The sequence below is a fragment of the Mucilaginibacter sp. P1_A3 genome (assembly GCF_056406855.1).
In genome coordinates, this window is the sequence record NZ_JBFTZJ010000006.1 from 186,762 (window position 1) to 205,871 (window position 19,110).

Annotated in this window: 14 protein-coding genes; 5 read left to right on the plus strand and 9 right to left on the minus strand. The window is 43.3% G+C overall.

Annotated elements, in window-relative coordinates:
* Positions 1-247: 247 nt before the first annotated feature.
* From AC1D0K_RS14035 to AC1D0K_RS14055, 5 genes are all read left to right on the plus strand, one after another.
* A complete protein-coding gene (locus AC1D0K_RS14035) occupies positions 248-2,761 on the plus strand; it encodes a phosphocholine-specific phospholipase C (RefSeq protein ID WP_477393471.1) in 2,514 nt (837 codons plus the stop codon).
* A gap of 48 nt (positions 2,762-2,809) precedes the next feature.
* Complete coding sequence (locus tag AC1D0K_RS14040) at positions 2,810-3,391, plus strand: RNA polymerase sigma factor (protein ID WP_477393473.1); 582 nt, start codon at positions 2,810-2,812, stop codon at positions 3,389-3,391.
* 64 nt (positions 3,392-3,455) lie between these two features.
* Entirely contained in the window at positions 3,456-4,469 is a 1,014-nt protein-coding gene (locus tag AC1D0K_RS14045; RefSeq protein ID WP_477393475.1) for a FecR family protein, read from the plus strand.
* 145 nt (positions 4,470-4,614) lie between these two features.
* The gene (locus tag AC1D0K_RS14050; RefSeq protein WP_477393477.1) at positions 4,615-7,791 is read left to right on the plus strand and encodes a TonB-dependent receptor; all 3,177 of its coding nucleotides are present in this window, start codon (positions 4,615-4,617) and stop codon (positions 7,789-7,791) included.
* A gap of 156 nt (positions 7,792-7,947) precedes the next feature.
* Positions 7,948-11,244 carry a TonB-dependent receptor gene (locus tag AC1D0K_RS14055; protein ID WP_477463072.1) on the plus strand — a complete coding sequence of 1,099 codons (3,297 nt, stop codon included), beginning with the start codon at positions 7,948-7,950 and terminating at the stop codon, positions 11,242-11,244.
* Positions 11,245-11,494: 250 nt separating this feature from the next.
* On the opposite strand, the gene AC1D0K_RS14060 is transcribed toward AC1D0K_RS14055, so the two are convergent.
* The 9 genes from AC1D0K_RS14060 to AC1D0K_RS14100 form a co-directional block, all read right to left on the minus strand.
* Complete coding sequence (locus tag AC1D0K_RS14060) at positions 11,495-12,334, minus strand: lysostaphin resistance A-like protein (protein ID WP_477393481.1); 840 nt, start codon at positions 12,332-12,334, stop codon at positions 11,495-11,497.
* Positions 12,331-13,002, minus strand: a complete 672-nt coding sequence (locus AC1D0K_RS14065; RefSeq protein WP_477393483.1) for a DUF4386 domain-containing protein — start codon at positions 13,000-13,002, stop codon at positions 12,331-12,333. The genes AC1D0K_RS14060 and AC1D0K_RS14065 overlap by 4 nt, the downstream gene beginning before the upstream one ends.
* Positions 12,999-14,444 (minus strand): C1 family peptidase, encoded by a 1,446-nt coding sequence (locus AC1D0K_RS14070; RefSeq protein ID WP_477393485.1) that lies wholly within the window; start codon positions 14,442-14,444, stop codon positions 12,999-13,001. Before AC1D0K_RS14070 ends, AC1D0K_RS14065 begins: the two co-directional genes overlap by 4 nt.
* Positions 14,445-14,461: 17 nt before the next feature.
* Positions 14,462-15,139, minus strand: a complete 678-nt coding sequence (locus tag AC1D0K_RS14075) for a porin family protein (RefSeq protein WP_477393487.1) — start codon at positions 15,137-15,139, stop codon at positions 14,462-14,464.
* A 122-nt stretch (positions 15,140-15,261) separates the two neighbouring features.
* Positions 15,262-15,957 (minus strand): LytR/AlgR family response regulator transcription factor, encoded by a 696-nt coding sequence (locus tag AC1D0K_RS14080; RefSeq protein ID WP_477393489.1) that lies wholly within the window; start codon positions 15,955-15,957, stop codon positions 15,262-15,264.
* The gene (locus AC1D0K_RS14085) at positions 15,950-17,017 is read right to left on the minus strand and encodes a sensor histidine kinase (protein WP_477393491.1); all 1,068 of its coding nucleotides are present in this window, start codon (positions 17,015-17,017) and stop codon (positions 15,950-15,952) included. The genes AC1D0K_RS14080 and AC1D0K_RS14085 overlap by 8 nt, the downstream gene beginning before the upstream one ends.
* Positions 17,018-17,041: 24 nt before the next feature.
* Positions 17,042-17,488, minus strand: a complete 447-nt coding sequence (locus AC1D0K_RS14090; RefSeq protein WP_477393493.1) for a tetratricopeptide repeat protein — start codon at positions 17,486-17,488, stop codon at positions 17,042-17,044.
* A gap of 15 nt (positions 17,489-17,503) precedes the next feature.
* On the minus strand, positions 17,504-18,289 hold the full coding sequence (locus tag AC1D0K_RS14095) for an alpha/beta hydrolase (RefSeq protein WP_477393495.1): 786 nt from the start codon (positions 18,287-18,289) through the stop codon (positions 17,504-17,506).
* A 478-nt stretch (positions 18,290-18,767) separates the two neighbouring features.
* The gene (locus tag AC1D0K_RS14100) at positions 18,768-19,076 is read right to left on the minus strand and encodes a PAAR domain-containing protein (RefSeq protein WP_477393497.1); all 309 of its coding nucleotides are present in this window, start codon (positions 19,074-19,076) and stop codon (positions 18,768-18,770) included.
* Positions 19,077-19,110: the final 34 nt, after the last annotated feature.

Sequence of the window (19,110 nt, forward strand, 5' to 3'; positions counted from 1 at the left end):
TTTAATGAACCCATTATAGTCAAATTTCGCAATCTCTCATTAAGCTGTTATTAAACAAACGCACATGGCGATTAATTAATTCCCTATTAACATACACTTTAAAGTGTTGATGGATATTTGACGCGATTTATTGACGGCAGCGGGATATGTCATTCTCAATAAATATCCTCAATTAAGTGATGGTTAATGGCTATGCTATGTGTACTCACATCTTCAATCATTGCCTAACTAACAATTAAAAATTAAAATGAATTCAAGAAGAGACTTTTTAAAAAAAGCGGCTTTATTATCTGGCAGTGCAGCAGCCATAAATATGCTGCCACCGGTAATACAAAAAGCACTGGCTATCAATCCCGAGCCGGGCAGTACTTTTTACGATGCCGAACATATTGTATTCCTGATGCAGGAAAACCGTTCATTTGATCATCAGCTGGGTACCCTCCGGGGAGTCCGCGGCTACAATGATCCCCGCGCTATCAACCTGCCCGATAAAAACAAAGTTTGGCTGCAAACCAATAAAGAGGGTGATACTTACGGTCCGTTTCACCTGGATGTAAAAGATACCAAAATAGCCTGGATGGGCTCACTACCTCATGGTTGGAGCGACCAGACCGATGCCATGAATAACGGCAAATATGACAGATGGCTAGATGTAAAGAAGGCGCGTAACAAAGCTTATGCAGATATGCCGCTAACTATGGGCTATTGCGACCGCTCTGATTTTCCTTTCTACTATTCTTTGGCCGATGCTTTTACCGTATGTGATCAGAATTTTTGTTCGAGCATTACCGGTACGCACCCTAACCGCCATTACTGGATGACCGGTACCGTGCGCGAAAGCAATAAACCCGAAGGCATTGCCCATTTATGGAACGTAAATAATTATGATTTTCCCGAACTGGAGTGGACAACCTATCCCGAAAGATTGGAAGAAAACGACGTTAGCTGGAAAGTATACCAGAATGAGCTAACTATGGGCTACGGCTTAAAATCAGAAGAAAGCGCATGGCTGAGTAATTTTGGCACCAATGTGTTGGAATACTTTAAGCAATACAACGTACGGTTGCACGAAGGTGGCATTGCAAACCTGCAAACCAAAAAACAAAGCATCCAGCAGCAAATTGCCGACCTCGAAAAACAACCTGCCGAAGGCCGTACCATTCAAAGGCTTGCCGCCGCTAAAAAGGTATTGGCTAACATTGAAACCGCACAAGCCAAATACACAAAAGCAAGTTTTGATAGCCTTTCAAAAACTGGCCAGAAATTAAACAGTAAAGCGTTTTCAACCAATATAAACAGTGCCGATTACCATGAGTTAAGTGCCTTAACTTATGATGACAACGGTACCGGGCGTACTTTAAATGTACCCAAAGGCGATGTTTTTTACCAGTTTAGGGAGGATGTTAAAAATGGTACACTGCCAACCGTATCTTGGTTGATGCCGCCGGCCCACTTTTCTGATCATCCCGGCGAGCCCTGGTTTGGCCCATGGTATGTAAGTGAAGCGATGGAGATTTTGCTGCAGAACCCGGAAGTTTGGAAAAAAACCATTTTTGTGATCACCTATGATGAAAACGATGGCTATTTTGATCACGTGCCGCCCTATGTAGTACCAAACCCTTATAAAGAGCATACCGGTAAAGTGTCCGCGGGGATTGATCCTAAACTTGATTTTGTTACTAAAGATCAGCAAACTAATCCATCGGCTACGGATGCGAATATCCGTGAAGGTGCTGTAGGTTTAGGTTACCGTGTGCCGATGATCATAGCGTCACCATGGACACGTGGCGGTTACGTATGTTCGGAAGTATTTGATCATACTTCATCACTGCAATTTGTTGAGGACTTTTTAGAAAAAAAATTCAACAAAAAAGTAAAAGAAGAAAATATTACCCAATGGCGTCGTACCATTTGCGGTAACCTGACATCAGCTTTCCGCCGGTATCATGGCGAAAAAATAGATGGTCCGGTATTTTTAGAAAAGAAACCATTTATTGAAGGCATTCACCAGGCACAGTTTAAACAGGCGCCGGCTAATTTTAAAAAATTATCAGCTGCAGAAATTGAACAGATTAATACAGATCATACTCAATCATCCTATTTTCCAAAGCAGGAAAAAGGCGTAAAACCCGCCTGCGCGCTGCCGTATGAATTATATACCGATGGATATTTCAACAAAGAAAAGAAAGCATACGAAATAGCATTCAAGGCAGGCAATAAGGTGCATGGCAGTAAGTCTACAGGTTCACCGTTTAGGGTGTATGCGGTTAACCCTTATCAGAAAGAACAACTGCGCGCTTGGGATTACAGTGCAGCCGCGGGCGATACCTTAACAGATGAGTGGAAAATCAACGATTTTGAAAACGAAGCTTACCATTTAAAAGTTTACGGCCCTAACGGTTTTTACCGCGAGTTTGCCGGGAACAATAATAATCCGCAGCTTAAAATAAGCTGCGATTATGAGACCAGCCGCTTAAATGCAGCAAAGCTCACCGGTAACCTTGTTATTCATATTGCCAATCACGATAAAAAGGCGCAAACAGCAGTTATAAGTGATAAAAGCTATAAAGCACAGGCACAAACCCTGGTAATACCTGCCGGCGGCAATACAAGAGTGGTTTTAAACTTAGCTAAAAATCACAACTGGTACGATTTCAGCGTAAAACTTAACGGGCATGATACTTTTGAGGAACGATTTGCTGGTCGTGTGGAAACAGGCGCGCCAACTAAAACCGATCCTTTAATGGGCGGTGTTGTTTAACCTGATAGCAGGAGGTTTTGAAATAAATGTTTTTATCCAATCCGATCTATGATACATCAGTCTGACAAAGAACTGTTGCAGGAAATTGCCCTCGGGGATGAACTGGCTTTCCAGATGCTGTTTAACCGGCACTGGAAAGCCTTGTTTTCCTATGTTTACCGCTTGACACGGGATGAAAGCCATACCAAAGATATTTTACAGGATGTATTTATGTACGTATGGAACAACAGGGAAACGCTTTATTCCGCCGAATCTTTTTTGCCGTATTTAAACACCGTGGCGCGCAATAACGTGATGACAGCATTCCGTAAGGATAAGATACGGCTGCAGGGCGCAGATGTTTTATTGGACAACGTTGGGCGCTCGGTAGCTGCCGACGACCAACTGCTTTTAAAAGAGGTAAAACAATCTGTTGATAATGAGCTTTTAAAAATGCCTTTTAATATGCGCTTATGTTTTCAACTAAGCCGGTATGAGGATAAATCGATCCGTGATATTGCCGCTGAGTTGAAACTTTCTGAACAAACCGTTAAGAACAATATTTCTGAAGCGCTACGCAGGCTGCGTATGTCTGTTGAGCAGGGCTCATTAATTTACCTGTCACTTTTGGTAGCTGGGCTTATGTTGTAAATATTAATGTAAGCTTAACTATTTATTAAAGTACTTTTTTGCTTCCCGGGCGCTAATGCTTTGAATGAAGATCAATAAGTACCCAGGTTTAAAGCAGCTGTTCCAACGCTATCAGGATGGCTCCATTCATCAGCATGAAAAAGAATTGGTTGATGAATGGTTTGAAAAATACACAGATGAGGATGCAGCAGATATACTGAAGGATCCGAATACCGAACAGCGGATTTACCAGGAGCTTACCTCGCGCATCGCTAATGCGCAAAAGGCTTCACCGGTGCGTAAAATGTGGCAGCGTCAAAATTGGCTCAAAGCAGCATGCATTGTATTTGCAGTTTCTTTGCTTGCCGCCCTGTACTTTAATAAACGCAATAGTGAAACGCCATTGACCGCCGCTGTTTTTAATACGTTTGCTACGGGCAACGCCCAGGTGAAAAAAATAACTCTTGATGATGGCACCAGCATCTGGCTCAACGCAGCTACCACCATGAGGGTTTCTACTTTATTTAACAATACAAAGGAACGTGTGGTTTATTTGGATAAAGGCGAGGCCTTTTTTGAAGTAAAACATGACGCGTCCCATCCATTTAGCGTTATTTCCGGCAAATTGATAACCAGGGATATTGGTACCACTTTCTGCATCCGGGCGTATGATCTTAAAAACGAATACCGGGTAGCCGTAACTGAGGGCAAGGTTGATGTTGAACAGCTGGATAGTTTGGGTAAACCCCATATTATCAGCGCCGGTATTACCCGCGGGCAGCTATTGGTTTATAAAGCCTCATTAAATACTACTCAAGTTTTAAGGAAGGATACCCGCCTTATAGCCACATGGAGAACCGATGGCTCCATACATACCGATGCCATGACCCTGGAGCAGATTGGCGACGAACTATCGAGACATTTTAATATTAAAGTTACTGTCAGGCATCCCACGCTTGACACCAGGAAATATACGATCAATTTAGGTACCCAAAATATTGGCCAGATGCTTCAACAGCTCACTCTTGCCACAGGTATCAGCTATAAGCTTGATGCCGACAGTTTAATCATTAACCCTTCAGCCAGCAACATGAAATAAACTAAATAATAAAAAAAGCCGGAGGTGATCCCGCACCACCGGCTGCAAGGTAGGCGCTGTAGCAGCGTCTACTCAAAATTAACTCGTCAAAAATTAATTATCGCAAATAAATATGCACCTTTTTATCCAAATAAGAAAAAAAATATTGGAAAGAAATTTCCTTATCCAGATCCCAACATCACTAATGGTGATACTTTTTTTAATAGCAGGCAATACGGCTTACGCCCAGTCAACTGATGCGTCCATTTCCGGCCAGGTAAAGGATGACAAAGGCGCTGGTATGCCTGGCGTAACCATTGCTATTCAAAATAGCTCAAATGGCTTCCGTTCAACAAGTGTTACCAATGGTGAAGGTAAATACAGTTTCCGCCAGTTGCCTTTAGGCAGGCAATATGTGGTTAAAGCATCTTTCATCGGTTATGACCCGCAAATTAAAAACGAAATTTCCCTTAACCAGGGCGATAGGGTTGTTGCAGACTTTTTAATGTCAAACAACACACTCGGGCTAAAAGAAATTGTGGTTAAAGCCAACGCCTTAAGCAGCCGCAATGATCGTTTAGGAGGCAGCACCTCCATTAATGCGCGTACCATTCAGCAGATTCCGGCATTGAATCGTAATTTTACCAACTTGCTTTCGCTTGCCCCAACATCAAACGGTGGCTCGGTAAGCGGCCAGTTGCCTTCATCAACCAATTATTTGATTGATGGTACCAGCGCCCGCAGTAACTTAACATCAGGCGCGGTAGGTAGTGGTCCTTACTCACTGTCGCTGGAGGCTATTCGCGAGTTTGAGGTATCAACCAATATTTACGATGTATCACAGGGCCGTGCAGGTGGCGGTACAGTTAGCGCGGTTACCAAATCAGGTACCAATACGCTTACCGGTTCGGCTTTTGATTATTACCGTTCAGATGCTTTAGCCAGCCCTTATGATATCCGCGGTAATAAACGCCAACAAAATTTTACTACAAATCAATATGGTTTTAGTTTAGGTGGCGCCATCGTTAAAGATAGATTATTCTTCTTTACCGCGCTTGATCGCCAGGAGCAGTCTGCACCGTTTTATATTGCTGATATCAAGTCAGATGCTGATGCTATATCCCTGCGCATTAGTAAAGGTATGCTTGATAGCGTAATCAATATCGGCCGTGCAAAATATGGTTTGGGTAGCGGCCCGCAAGTTGGTGAGTTTCCAAGAAAAACTACTGCCAATACTTTTTTTGCTCGTATTGACTGGCAGATCAATGATAAAAACCGTTTAACTATCAGGAACAATTACAGCGACTGGAATAACCCTAACAGTACGGATGATAACTCCAATATTAACCTGTTTGAAACATACGGTAACTTCAAATCGCGCGAAAACACCACGCTGGCATCATTGCGTACCCAGTTTAGCTCCAGTTTTTTGAATGAGCTGAAATTGCAATGGCAAAGCGCCAAGCGTGATTATACGCCAAACAATCAGCTTCCTTCGGCTAATATTCCCCGTGCTATTGTTACGGTACGTTCTACCTTACCAAACGGAACTGTCGGCAGTACTTCGGTACAATTAGGCGGTCAGCGTTTTACGCCGGAGAGCGATTTGGAAAACCAATTGCAATTGGTGAATACCAGTTATCTTACAAAAGGTAAATACAACTTTACATTTGGTACCGATAATACACTTACCTACCTCAATACCTATATTTCCAACGAACAAAACGGAAGGTTCATTTTTAATAACATTAAAGAGTTTGATGATCTGAACCCTACACGTTTTGTGCGTGAGGTGCCAATTGCGGGTATCCCATCGGTACAGCAATATGTTTTAAACCTTTCTGCATTTGGCCAGGTTCAGTTTGAGCCTGTAAAAAATGTAAGCGCCACTTTTGGCCTGCGCTGGGACCTTACCAGTTATTTAACTAAGGGCGAATATAACCCGATAGTTGATAAAGCTTTAGGATTAAGGACCGATGCAAACCCAACAGATTGGAATAACTTTCAGCCAAGGGTTCAGTTTTCATGGGATGTAAAAGGTGAAAAGACCGACATCATCCGTTTAGGCGGCGGTATCTTTTCTGCCAATCCAATTAACTACGCGCAGGTAAACAATATTCAAAACAGCGGTACCAAAGTGGCCTCTATTGATATTACAAGATCAAATACAGGCCCGAATTTGGTTCCTAAACCAAACTTCCCGGCTTATCGTAATGATCCGTCTACGGCTCCAGGTTTAATCGCCGGCGCGCCAACGGTATCAACTATCAACCTTAACGATCCGAATTTACAGATCCCTACCATCTACAAAGCCAACTTAAGCTATAACCACATGTTTGGCGAGTATCTTCGTTTAGGTGTAAACCTCCTGGTGAGCCGCACCAATAACAATTATGTTTACCTGGACCGCAACCTGGCTGATCAGCCTTATTTTACGCTTTCAAACGAAGCTAACCGTGGCGTGTTTGTACCTGCCAATACCATATCGTCATCAGGTGTTACCGATAACGTTCAGGGTCGTAAAACACAGTTGGTTGGCCGCACGCTTGAATTAACCAATGGCGCTAAGCTAAACCAGCAGGCCTTTGTTTTTGATGGAGATTTCAGGTACTACAAAGACGGTTTCCTGTCATTTAGCTATACCTGGAATAATACAAAGGATAATACATCTTATAACGGTAACGTAGCTAATACATCTACCTTCCGCCCAATTAAATCAGATCCGCGTGATTTGAGTGAGATGGACTATTCAGATAACCAGTTCAGCAACAAAATCGTTCTATACGGTTCTACACCAACCTGGAAAGGGTTTTCATTTAGCGGCAGGTTTACCGGCAGCGGCGGCACACGTTATTCTTTAACGGTTGATTCAGATATCAACGGGGATTTCGTTGGCGGTCCGGGTACTGATAATGATCTGGCTTTCGTTTTTGATCCTAATAATCCTAACACCCCGGCAGCTGTAAAAGCCTCGATGGAAAAAGTGCTGAACAACCCGGATAACCGTGCTAAAGATTATATCAAAAAAAGCATCGGTAAAATAGCCAACAGAAACGGCGGCAGCAATCCTTTCTCGGGTACGTTCGATGTTCGGTTAGCTAAAAGTTTCCATACTTTTAAAACCCAGCAACTAACCATTACCGCAGATGTATTCAACTTTGCCAACCTGCTTAACAAGAATAAAGGGGTTAATTATAACCTTGGTCAGCAAACGTTGTATACGGTTACAGGCTTTAACCAGGCAACCAAACAATACAATTATCGTGTAAACGAAAACGTAGGCGTAACAACTGCAAATGGTACACCATACCAGATCCAATTGGGCGCGCGGTATTCATTTTAATAAAATGTAAACAAACAATAAAAACAATTATCAAAAGCGGGCGGGTTTTACCTGTCCGTTTTTGATGTTTAAATCAAAGCTTATGAAAAAAAACTTACCTGCTTATTATTCTGCTCAAAACATATTGCCCTGTAATGCCCGGTAACAATAAATAGCATGTTTAAATTAAAGTGTTTTTTATTTTGGGCCATGCTCCTGTTTCCTTGTTTGCTTTTTGGGCAAACAACCAAAAGCAGTTTGTCAGGGATTATTTGCGACCAGAATAAAGTGGTAATAGAAGGTGCCGTAGTTCATATTACTTATCTACCGGCCTCAACCCAATATGGCTGTTCAAGCAATAAAACAGGCCGGTTTTACCTGCCCGATCTGAAACCCGGCGGCCCTTATCAAATTGAAGTTTCATGCACTGGTTACGAATCCTTTAAACAACAAAATTTTTACCTCGGCTTGGATGAACCGGAAGTGTTGAATGTAATTTTAAAAGGTAAGCAAACCCAGCTCTCCGAAGTGCGGGTGAGTGCATCGCCTTTAAACAAACCGGTTTTGACAACGGCCGAAACAGGGCCATCTACAAAAAGCAGCCGGCAAAGCATCAGCAGCCTGCCTACCATCAAAAGAAGCATCAATGATTATATCCGGCTCACGCCGCAGTCTTTCGGGCCTGCAATAGCGGGTGGAAATTACCGGCAAAATTTCATCACTATTGATGGCTCGGAGTTTAATAACAATTTTGGTGTAGGCGATAATTTGCCGGGAAATGGCGCCCAGCCGGTATCATTGGATGCAATTGATCGGCTTTCGGTAAACGTTGCGCCCTTTAACGCCATTTGGGAATCGGGCTTTATCGGCAGCACTATCAATATCACAACCCGGACGGGCAGCAACCAAACTGAGGCATCGGTTTACCGCTTTTACCGCAATCAAAACAGTTACGGATATCATGCCGGCGATGCATCGTTTGATAAAAAAAGCCTTTCATACCACCAGGATGGTGTTAGAATTGGCGGCCCGCTCATCGTTAACAAATTATTTTATTTTATAAGCGCCGAAACCGAAAGCGAAAAGTATAACCCGCAACAACTGATCCCTGCTACTAATGATTTGCCCTATGGCAGTGGGCCTAACACCGCCCGCCCAACTGTAACCGAACTGAATGAGATAGGTAATTACCTGCGCAATACTTATAGCTATGATCCCGGTGGTTACGGTAATTATAATTTTGAAAACAAAAGTTTAAAGATCCTCGGGCGGATAGATTGGAATATAGCGGATAATAACACTTTCAGCATCAGGTATAATCAACTGAATAGCGTAAGGCCTGAGTTAGTTAACGGTTCACGCAGCCCTTTAACAGCATTTCCGGCGGGGGCAGGCCGCCGCAATATCAATGCTTTGCCTTTTAGTAATTCCAACTTCAGTACCAAATCTAATTTTTATTCATTGGCCGCTGAGTGGAATGTGAAACTAACTACAGGTGTTTACAACACTTTACGGGCTTCTTACACCCGGCAATACGAACCTCGCCAGTCGGACAGTAAGCCGTTTCCTTTTGTTGATATTTTAAAAGACGGAATCCCGTTCACATCGTTTGGTTATGAACCTTTTACTTATAGCAACAGCCGCAATGTAACGTTGGCTTCGCTAATTGATTACATTAACTGGAACCACAATAAGAGCAACTGGCTGGCGGGTGCGCAGATTGATTATAGCCGCACCAGTAATACCTACATCCCTTTTGGCACAGGCTATTATACGTTTGCTTCATGGGATGATTTTGTTTCGGGAAAGTCGCCGGTTGATTATGCCATCACTTATTCAACCGTTCCCGGTAAAATGCAGCCATCTTATCATTTTAAATATGCTAACCTGGCTTTATTTGCACAAAATACCATAATACTTGGCAAACGTTCCAGCATCACGGCCGGGTTCAGGTTTGATATCCCGTGGTTTCCGGGAGGCCTTGCCGAAAATAACAACATTGCGGCGCTTACATTTGCCAACGGCCTGCATTTACATACCTCTCAACTACCGCTGTTATCGCTATTGCTATCGCCACGAATTGGCTTTTCAACTTACCTTGACCAGGAAGAAAAACTGCGCCTTCGTGGTGGCAGCGGCGTATTTACAGGGCGCATCCCTTTTGTATGGATTATAAGCCAAGCCCGGTATTCCGGCTTGCAACAGGTAACGCAAACCTGGCAGGGCAGGCAAAATACCCCAGGCCCCTTCAGTTCCGATCCACAACGATATGTGCCGGATATATCTGTGCAGCAACCTGGTTTGCCCGCTATAACCAGTGTTTTATCAAAGGATTTTAAAATGCCGCAAACCTGGAAAAGCAGTATCGGACTTGACGCGCATCTGCCTGTCGGCATCACCGGTACAGTCGAAGTGCTTTACAATAAGGATATTAATGCCATTGTCTTTAACGATGCCAATCTCGTTGTTCCCAAACCATTAAATATTGCGGGTTATCCTGATAACCGTTTGGTTTATCCCGCGGCAAATAGTCAGCGTTTTATTAATCCTTTAAATGCCGATGGTATGCCTGATGTTAATGGTAACTCACCGTTTAACGCGGTTGTGGTGGGCAATTCATCAAGAGGATATTACTGGTCGACAACTTTCCAGTTGGAACGGAAATTTTCTAACAGCTTTTCTATGTCGGCGGCCTATATCAAAAGTATTGCAAAAAATTTGAACGATGGTGATGGCGACCAAACCCTATCGGCCCTATACGCCAAACCAACTGTTAATGGTATCAATACACCCGAACTGGGCTACGCAGGCTATGTGAGCCCGAATCGGGTGGTAGCGTCGCTCATTTACCGTAAACGCTATCTCAAAAAGTTTGAAATAAGCGCGGGACTGGTTTACCAGGGGGCTGTTGATGGCCGTTTTTCCTATACTTATGCCCAGGATTTTAACCATGATGGCACCAACAAGTCATTAATTTACGTGCCCCGCAATCCGTCAGAAATTACTTTTGTTCCCTTAACGGTAAACCAGCCGGGCAGGGTTACCTATACCGCAGCCCAGCAGAGCAACGCGTTTTTTAACTATGTAGATCAGGATAAATACCTGCGGACACGTAAAAGTAGCTATGCGGAAAGAAACGGTGCTACGCTGCCCTGGCGTAATCAGTGGGACTTTAAACTTACGCATGATTTTATACTCAGTAATAAAGTGGTTAAGCATACTATCCAGCTTTCCTGGGATGTTTTTAATGTGGGAAACCTGCTCAACAGAAATTGGGGGTTGAAAAAATTAGTTAACGCCAGTTCCATATTGGTACCTGCTAACCTCCCGGATGTAAAACCCGGCGGTAATACCAAACCGGTATTTCAACTGGCTACGGTAGGGGGGCGGCTGATAACCGACACATTTAAAAATGACGTAAGCTTAAATTCCACCTATTCGATGCAGGTAGGGGTGCGGTATTTGTTTAATTAAGCCGTTTTTACCCGTACCTGATTGTTGCGATGAATAAAGCCGGTTTATGCCGCTTATTTTAATCGATGAGGAAAAAACAGATCTGGAAAATCTATCGGGGATAGAAAAATAACTAAAAACGCAAAATGAGTTTAGAAAAATATGGTCGTGATGTTTTTGAAATGAGCGATGGGCTGGCTTATGCGCTGGGGTAACGAAAGCCGCTGGGTAAGGGTGCGGTTCTTTTATTGTTTCCATAAGATACACATGATTAACTATTCCAAACCCGGCCTTTCAACAGCTTGCCGTTTTTGATATTGAGGTGCATGAAAATGCTTGTTGCAATCATACAGAATATTATCGCCTGGATCGTGCCTTCAGGCCCGAATTTTCCACCGGTTATGAGTTCAGGCCCCGTTATGTTAGTTGTTATCAGGCTGTTAGTTTTTTCATTGCCGGAGGTGATGGCCCCGAATATGCCCGATTGGATGAAATTCCAGGCAAAATGGATAGCTATCGGCAGCCACAGACTGCGGGAGTAGATATAAGCTGCACCTAATAAAAGACCGGCTTCGATGGCTATGCAAGCGGCAGAAACAATATTGGCGTTGGGGTTAAATAAGTGTAAAGCCCCGAAGATAATTGCCGAAACGATAAGCGCGACATAACTGCCAAGCCTTTCTTCGATGATCCTAAAAACAATACCGCGGATCATGATCTCTTCAAAAATGGCAACGCTAAAAGCAACACTCAGCGGGATAATGACAAAGGAAAATGGGTTAACCGAAACGATATGGAACCCGTGGTTCCAATAGATAACCAGTATGGTTAGGCATTGAATGGTTACACCGATAACAACGCCTGTCGCTAAATTTTTGATGATATTTTTCGAGAGCTCGGTGATTTCCCTTTTTTCGATCCAACGAAAGAACAGGCGGTAAATGCCAATGACCGCACTTGAAGCCAGGATGCCTTTAACCAGGTTGCGCAGGTCTTTGCCGGTGTCTTTGAGTAGCCGTGCGCTGATATTTTGAGTCGCGACAAACACGGTAAGGCAGACCAACAGGCCCAGTACGATCCGGATGACCGGATGGTTTAATATTTTTTTCATAGGTTGTTTGGTTTAAATCCTTTAATAATGAGGTAAAGCCCCAGCGAAAACTCCCAGGCTGCAATAGGGAGTGTCATTAGCGCTGAAGCCGCGGACACCCTGCCGATAAGGCCGAATAGTGTGCCGCCCCAGGAAGCGAGCAGTAAGGCCGCTCCAATAAAGCCCAACACGGGCAATACCCGCGGCACGAGGCGCGATTGATAAAGCAAGGTGCCGAGCAGGAGGCCATTAATAGCAGGTATCAAACTTTGGCCGATGAGAAACATCCGGTCATACAAAACAACCAGGGTACCCGTTTGCCGCAACGTAACCGCTGTGAGCATCAAAGCGACACCTGCGAAGATTGTGCCCGCTTCAAGGGTGCGTGCGGCAACGAAACCAAGCGCAAGCCCTTCGTTTTGCTTTTTGAGAACCGGGTACAAAGCGACGGCGGTGCCGATGCCGGCCAGCGCGACGATGATCTCCAGTATTACGCCGATCAATACCTGGGTAGCAGCGCCTTTAAAATTTGGATCATGTATCGGGCCATAGAGTGCGATAGTTGGGATCGAAACAAAGGTGAGCAGGTAGCAAATGCCCGCCACCAGTGCGGTTTTCCGTAGTGAACTCATTGGTGCGTGCGACGGCGCCGTAGCCATTGCGGAAGAGAAGTTAGCGTTTGCGCTCATTTTTTTAATGTTTTATATGTCGTTTTTCCGAAGCCAGCACTTAGCTTGTTAGCGAGTCCTTTGGGCAAGGCGTCTTTATGCACCATGACAGAAATGGTTTTCAAAAGCAGGTAATCTTTTGACATATAAACATATCCGCCACAGTCAAAGCCTGCGGATGAGTTTTTTGCGATATAAAACCTTTTACCCTGGCCGTCCTCTGCGATACCGATGATATGCATATTGTGATCGTCCTGCGTTGTGTAATCGTCAAATGCGGTTTGCCTGGCCTGCTGCGTTATTTTTTCCTCCTTTGTCAGCTTGCAGAAACCGTTTTGATACCCTTCATGAATATCACCATCCCAGCAAACCGAATAATTATTTAGAAGCGCGTGGTCTATTATGGCGGTAAAATCATTCAATGGTACGTTTAGGTAAGCATTGTTATTCCAGTTTGACCCGATCTCTAAAGGAAATTTTGTATAGAAAGGATGATGTGTATAGGAAGTAATTTCTATATAATCGTCAGGGTTTATCCCTATTTTTTCATCTGCAAACGATTTAGCCGTATATGCTTTGCCGTCATAATCAAAGGTAGCAGGGGCTTTCGCCATCGTCTTATAAATAATAGCGGATACCGATTTTCGGTATATTTCAGGTGTCATCTCCCCTCGGCCGGCATCTACATAATGCTTCAGTTTGTCTTTTATAGCCAACTCCATCTTCAGGTGTTCGTGTATTGATGTACTGTCAATTTTACCTGAATAAATCGCTTCCGGGATCGCCCCATAGGATTTGTATGCTTTCAAAGCGCTGAAGGTCAAATCGCCTTCATTGAACGCTACATTGCCCTGCATCCTAATAAAGCGCTCTGCTTTTTCCATCAGGGTTGGTACCACATAGAACATCGGGGAAAGCACAACAGGTTTTTTCCCGAGGCGAATAGCTTCCGTTTCGATGAAAGAAGTTGTTGCATGGCTCCAGCACGTTCCTGTATTCTGTTGGTCTTTTGTAGGAGTGCTTGCGATCAGCTTCAAAATTTTATACCCGTCAAATTTGGGATTCAGTTTGCTTTTAAGTGTAAACACATAGCTGGTCGGGCTTAAATTTAATGGAAAAGAAGCTCCCTGGATCCAGTTCCCTGTGATCACCGAATCACCGGATAAAAATGTTCCTTTGTACATGGCGCCTTTACCGAGCCTGGTGCTGAAATCAGCGAAGACACTATCTTTTACCATCCAAACAGAATCTATAAATCCGTCTTTACTCAATTGCTCTGGCACATCAAAAGTGGATATTTTGCCGTTTTCCTTAAAATTCATGATAATAGTCAGGATGGGTCCGTTTGGTATGACCAGTTTGCCGGACCATGACCCTTTTAGACGGTGTTGAGCATTATTTTGACCGTATAGTAAAGTACTGCTAAGAATAAGGATGACTGATAGAAAAATAAATGCTTTCATACTAAAATTGATAATTGTTAATTTTTATGTTTTGAAAATGGATTAGTTTTCCAGGCTTTGGAAACGTGGATGCTGACGATAAAACTGCGGTTGTACATTTCCTGCCCGTTAGAAATATTTGTAAGGCCGTAATTGTAACGCAGGTCCAGGGTGATCCTTTTTGTTTTGGTATGAAAAGTATAACCACCGCCGGCCTGAAGGCCCGCATCAAATCGTTTAAAGCCGTTTGTCGACGAGTCAAATGACAGGTCGCTGGTCTTGTCATTGATATTCCGGGTACCATAAAAATTATAGGCAATAGATGGCCCGGCGTTAATATGGAACTCGCTAAAGTGAAAACGCGCCAGCAATGGTACTTCAATGGCGTACAAGCGTATTGTGGATTCGTTGATTGTTAACGGGTTGTTTGTCTTCAATTTTCCACCCTTCATTGAGAAATACAATTCGGATACCAAGGAGAACGCCGGGGTGATACCCGCCTGAAAAGATACGCCGACCTGGGCGCCAAGTACAGACTTTTTATAATCGCTTAGGGCGCTGTTCGCAGACCCGTAGTTAAGGTTCGTACTTACCAGGTTTATCACCGGGTCTAAATACGTTTTGGCGGTTTTAACGGTATCAGTAGTTTGGCCAAAAGCCGAAGAAGCAAGGATGATCATACCAAGTAGGAACCCGGTGCGTAAGGTTTTTTTCATTTTCTTTTGTTTTTTTTTCTTAAACAAAAGTATATGAATGACTTAGGTAACTAAATTCTGTTATGCCAAGTGCCCCCGGATGTCTGCATATGACCGGTTCCCATCTGCAAAGGAGGCTTGATTTAAGCCCTGCTATTGATGAGTTGGAAGAAAGTATCTTTGTAAGTATCCGAAACCGGGATCAGTTGATCGGCTATCTTAATCCGGCTGCGTTCAATGGATTCGATCTTGCTCACCGCGACCATAAACGACTTATGTACACGGCATACCAGGCTGGCCGGAATCAGCCGTTCAAATTCGCTGAAATTCTGCAAGGTCATTACTTTTTTGGTGGTCGTGTGTACCCTGCGATAATCCCGCATACCTTCAATATAGATGATCTCGTTGATCATGATCTTTTCTAAGCGGTTTTCGGTTTTGACGAAAATGAAATCAGGCGGGTTATCTGAGGTGCGCTGATTTAAATTATCCTGCGCTTTATTGACAGCTTGCAGGAAACGGGTGAAAGTGAACGGTTTTAACAGGTAATCCGTGATCTGTAATTCGTAACCCTTTAAGGCATATTCCTGATAGGCGGTGGTGATGATCACCTGGCTGTTGATCCTGGAACTTTCCAGCAGGTCTATCCCGGATAATTCATCCATATTAATATCCAAAAAAAGCAGGTCAACTTTGTTGTTATTGAGGTAATTCAGCCCGGTTAGCGCGTTGTCAAACGTAGCGCTTAAATGCAAAAAAGGGACCTTTTCTACGAAGTCCTTTGTCTTTTCCAGCGCCAGTGGCTCATCTTCAATTATAATGCAACTAAGCTTATCCATTGGGTATCATTAAGTCGATCGTGTACAATTCATTGGTTTTTTCCACCCGAAGATGATGTTTGCCTTTATAAAGTAGTTCGAGCCGTTTTTTGATCAGCTCATTACCCAAACCGCTGTCAGGCTGCTGTGTTTTTGTACCCGGTTCAAACTTATTAGCGCACACTAATCTGATATTATCATCATTGATAAAGATATCAATAGTGATGGCGTTTTCAATTTTTTTATTGTTGGTATGTTTAAACGCATTTTCAATAAATGGGATAAAGACCATAGGAGCGATTAGTTTATTACCCATCACCCCGGTTACCGAAAACTTGACGTAATTGGGGTTGGCGGTTCTTATTTTTTGTAAAGCGATATATTTTTCCAGGTATTCCACTTCTTTGTGCAATAAGATCTGTTCAGATTTGGTTTCATAAAGGATGAAACGCATGATACCCGATAACTTATTCAAATAATCGGACGCTTTGACCGCATCCTTTAAGATCAGCGCATCAATGTTATTGATCGTGTTAAATAGCAGGTGCGGGTCAAGCTGCGACTTGACCAGGGCCATTTCCATTTCATAATTCTTTTCCCTTAACTGCTCCTTTAGCCGGATCTCATATAGCCAGGTAATAAAGCCCTTAATGCCCAAAGCCACAATGCCAGCAACCAGATCAATGAATGTCATCACCATAATTACGCTGAAGGCAGTAGAACGCCCCTTTTTACCGGCATCATCCATGTCAAGTACGCGTCCGGTTTCGATCAGGTAACGATGCAGAACATAGCACAGCAAGGCTGTTCCAACGGCTATCAGCAACCCCCAAAACAGCGCCAGTAAAAATTTCCTTTGCTGCAGATATTTGGGAAACAACACGAAATAATAAGAAATATAGGTGATTGCCGAAGGCAGAATGGCAAAAAGAAAGAGGTTTTTAAAAGCATTGATCACTCTTGCCACATGATCGCCTGCAGGCGGGCTACTTTTGTTATATAGCCCTAAAAGAATACCGATCAGGATGAAATAACAAGCCCAGAAGCCAATATTTAATAATAGCGCGAATGATTTTTTCATAATCTATATAAATGTGTCGCTTTATTATGGTTTTACCGCGCTTTTCAAAAGTGAATTCAGTTTAACCCTTGTTTCTGGTATCTCTTTGATAGATAGCGCTTTTTTAAAACAAATTATTGCGTTTTTCTTGTCACCTTTGGCCAGGTAATAATCCCCGTAAGAATCCAGAGGGTTTGCATCCTTAGGGTAATTGCGCACATTTAATACGAATAATTCCCCGGCCATATTATATTGCTTTGACCTTAAAGCGTAATATCCCAGGTTATTGACCAATGATTCATCAGGGAGTACCTGGTAACCCAGTTCCTCAGTAATCCTTCTGTAATGATTTGTGATTACCAAAGGTAAATTTGGATTGGTTATTTGATACTCAGAATACCTGGGGAAGGTGTAATAGTCAAAAACAAAACGCAGTGCATCATAAGCTGCTATTAAAGGAACTGTTTGATGATTGTCATACTGGTAATACACTTCCTTAAACCGCAGCTAATTTTCGGGGTGCTTGTGCACGTGATGTATCAAATCCAGATTATACCTTGTCAGCTCCGTTTGGTCTGATGTATCTGCCTGTACGGCTGTGGTATCCACCCCTCTTTCCATATGATTGGCGATGGCCAGAAACAATGTTTTATTGGCATAGGAATCTTTTTCAATAGCAGTATTAGCTTCGTTCAAAATTTTGTGACTATCCCACCAAATTGATGGTTCTATAGCGATATAGCCGTTGAACAGGTCCTTGTGATGAACCATTGTATGTACTACCATTAACCCGCCCAGGGAATGGCCCATAAAAAGTTTATAGGGTGCAGTAAGATAATTGGAATCGATGTATGGAATTAACTCCTTTTCTATAAAGGAAAGAAATCGCTCGCCCCCTCCGGAATTTTTTACGCCGTCTGTATTGTTTGCAACAGTTGTTGGAGTGAGATCCCTGCTTCTATCGGTATTAGGGATGCCCACCACGATCATGTGCGGACAAAGGCCCATATCGGCCAAACGTTCAACGGTTATGGCAACGGAGCGGAAATTATTTTCTCCATCTAACACGTAAATGACAGGGTAATTGTCTTTAGTTGCAGCACGGGATTTTTTGCCTTGATATGGCGTGTATATTAGCAATTGCCGCTGCTCTTTTAATATGTTAGACTTGACACTATCTGCAAAGCCTAAGCTAAAATTATTTTGCGGCTGAGCTGTAGCATCAAAAAATGAAATAATGAAGAAGGAAAGAAAAAAAAGATACTTCATTAACGTTAATGTGATTTTCTTCATAATATCGTAAATGTATACAAAAGAAACCCGGTGGGAGATTGCGTTATGCGAAGTGCGCTTAGATGTCTGCGTTCGCCTTTGTTTCGTCTGCAAACGCCAACTGGCTGTTGGAAGCTGTGATACGGGGGCAACGTCATATCGTCCAAAACGCGGTAGCGCAAAATGCGGGCTGAACGTGTTCTTTGCTGTTCTTCAGATAAGAAGTAATCCTGGCTCTCAGTTGGAGGTTGCGATCTATTATAAAATCTCCTGCATTTAGCGAGCAGAAAACTGCTGATGGTGAAGCAGCGCAACACCGAATCTTATAGTTTTTCGATTCGATTTGGATTCCATACTGCGTTTCTTTGCACGGGCGGTAACTGGAAAAGATTGAAATTAGAAGATTTGCTATCGGTGAACCATCTGATGTAAGTAATAAGGGGTTGGGGGATGACTATACCGATCCTCCCAAAAATATAGCCCTTATTGTCATAATTGCCTATCCGCCTATGTTAACATTAAAAGCGCCTAACATTATTTCACCCCCGTGGGCAGTTTGGTCGCCCATCCTTGCCGCCGGTACGCCACCTATAATTACCGTTGTTGATCCCTTTACAATGGAATCAGGCGGCCCTACGCAAAACAGCATGTCGCCGACCCTTGCAGCAGGTAGTCCGCCAATTAATACGGTGGGGTCCCCCGGGCCTATTACCGGGCCCCCTATATGTGGTATTGGCGGTACGCCCTGGCTCATCATCGGGCATTGGTGAAAATCTGTTAACCTGGCTGCTGGACTATTTTTGAGCAAAAAAAGACCGCAAAACAGGTGCTAAATCTGATTT